This is a genomic window from Polynucleobacter sp. 39-46-10 (genome assembly GCF_002282275.1).
Window position 1 is genome coordinate 1 of the sequence record NZ_NCJB01000335.1, and the last position, 2,397, is coordinate 2,397.

At 44.7% G+C, this 2,397-nt stretch carries 2 protein-coding genes and 1 pseudogene; 2 read left to right on the top strand and 1 reads right to left on the bottom strand.

Translation table 11 applies throughout. The features are described 5' to 3' along the window. Positions 1 to 1,843: primosomal protein N' (gene priA / locus B7X71_RS15300; RefSeq protein WP_293601319.1), on the top strand; the 1,843-nt coding region annotated here is incomplete at its 5' end. Here the strand turns inward: priA and gcvH are convergent. Continuing rightward, positions 1,840 to 2,229, bottom strand: a complete 390-nt coding sequence (gcvH, locus tag B7X71_RS15305) for a glycine cleavage system protein GcvH (RefSeq protein ID WP_293601321.1) — start codon at positions 2,227 to 2,229, stop codon at positions 1,840 to 1,842. The genes priA and gcvH overlap by 4 nt on opposite strands. 80 nt (positions 2,230 to 2,309) lie before the next feature. Here gcvH and B7X71_RS15310 point away from each other — a divergent pair. Then, positions 2,310 to 2,397: pseudogene (locus tag B7X71_RS15310) on the top strand (MBL fold metallo-hydrolase); the annotation flags it as partial.

Here is a 2,397-nt window from a genome sequence, read left to right on the forward strand (position 1 = left end):
GCTGGGAGAAACCATCTTGCCGGTTATTCCGCAGATGTGGAAAAAGGCTGATAACTGGGAAAAAATTCCCGAGAAGCTAGAGTCAGCCGAAAAGAGTAAAAAAAAGCTTGATGTACTTGCAGAGGGATTGATAACCCAAGAACAATTAAATCCAAGCCAAAAGAATGCTTTGCAAGAGTTATTAGCAAATCATGAAAAAGAAGATCAATTTAGAGCAATCCTGTTGCAGGGTCAGACCGGCAGCGGAAAGACTGCCGTATTTTTGAATTGGCTAGCAAGCATCTTGCATGATGAAAGCGCACAAGTGCTGTTGCTAGTGCCAGAAATTAATTTAACGCCGCAACTTGAGAGGCGCGTGAAGGCCTACTTCCCAGATAAAAAAATGGCTGTACTGCATAGCGGTGTCAGTGAAAAGAAAAGAGGCGTTGCTTGGTATGAAGCAATGACGGGCAAGGCGAAAATCATTTTAGGAACAAGATTGGCAGCATTAACGCCAATGCCAAACTTACGTGCCATCGTAGTCGACGAGGAGCACGACCCGTCATATAAACAGCAAGATGGTACGCGATACTCAGCAAGAGATTTAGCAATATGGCGAGCGCATGATCAAAAAATTCCCATCCTTTTATCTTCTGCAACACCATCACTAGAAACCTGGCTTGCCGCTCAATCTGGTCGCTATGAATATATTCGACTGGATCAGCGTGCCCAGGGCGCAAGCTTGCCCAGCGTCCACTTGATAAATACGCGTGATCCACAAAATCAATTTAGTCCAGGCGATATAGGTGCAACCAAGGAAAAAAGCCTTATTAGTAAGACGCTAGCAAGTGCCATTACTAAGACTTTGGGTGAAAAAAAGCAGAGCTTAATTTTGATTAATCGCCGGGGCTATGCTCCCGTACTGAGTTGCTCTGCCTGTAATTGGCTGTCAAAGTGCACACAATGCTCTACCTACACCGTGATGCATAAGGCAGGAGCATTGGGGAAAAGACCAGTGTTGAGTTGCCATCATTGTGGCTTAGTTAAACCCATTCCTCAGTTCTGCCCAGATTGTGGCAATGCCGATTTAAAAACGCTTGGTCATGGAACGCAAAAGCTAGAAGATGCAATAGAGGAAATGTGGCCGCAAGCTAAAGTGCTGCGGGTCGATACAGACTCAAGCAGAAAGAGTAAGGGAGCAGAGGCACTCTTTCAGGAAATACATAATGGCAATGTAGATATTGTTGTTGGCACTCAAATGATTGCCAAGGGGCACGACTATCAAAATATTGGATTAGTTGCAGTATTAGATTCAGACAGTCGACTGTATTCAGCGGACTTTAGAGCTGCAGAAAGATTATTTGCGCAGTTAGTTCAAGTGGCTGGTCGGGCAGGTAGATCTGGCAGTAGTACTGATTCTGGTGGCGATATTTATATCGAGACTCAGTACCCCGAGTCACCAGTGTTTCAATATTTACTTAGACACGATGTCGATGGATTTCTAGCATTTATTGCAAGCGAGCGTGAAGAGGCAAAGTTACCGCCCTACTCTTATCAAGCCCTCATTCATGCGGAAGGAAAAAGTCTAGATAAAGCGATTCAGTTTTTGAATGAACTGAAGACTCGCATGAAAAGTCGAGGGATGATTACAAAAGAACTGAAGGTCTATGATCCCGTGCCCAAGCCGGTCATGCGAGTGGCTGGTTCAGAGCGCGCCCAGTTATTAATTGAGTCAGTCAATCGCAAGACTTTACAAGAGGCCCTTGAAATGATTGATCAAGATTTGCGCCAAGAATCCACCGGAAGAATCAGTAAGGCATCCCGCATTCGTTGGCTCGTAGAGCGAGACCCTATTAGTATTTAGGCGCCTGGGCCAGATTCATATTGCGCAAGAGACATTAAGGCATTTAGATCGACAGTCAGAGATTCTGTTGTTGGCTTAATTTTAAATAGCCAAACCGCATAAGGATTTTCGTTCACCAACTCTGGACTGGAATCCATTGAGTCATTCAATGCAACGATCTCGCCACTAATAGGCGCATGAATATCACTCGCCGCTTTAACGGACTCTATTGCTGCAATGGCTTGGCCTTGCTTCACTTGCTGCCCAACTTTTGGCGCTTGAAAAAACATGACATCACCTAAAGATTCTTGGGCATGATTGCTGATGCCAACCCAAGCTAGTCCATCATCTTCGATGCTAGCCCACTCATGCGTTTCTGCAAATTTAAATGTGTCTTGAGTTTTCATTGTGTATCCTGTGAGATGTATTCTAGCGTCTTTGCAATCAACCAGTGGCTAATAACTTTAAGCGTTTCTCATTTATGCCGATCAAATTAGGAATTGTGCCCGTTACTCCATTCGAGCAAAACTGCTCAATCTTGGTTTGTCAAGAAACAGGGGATGCAGCGGTAGTTG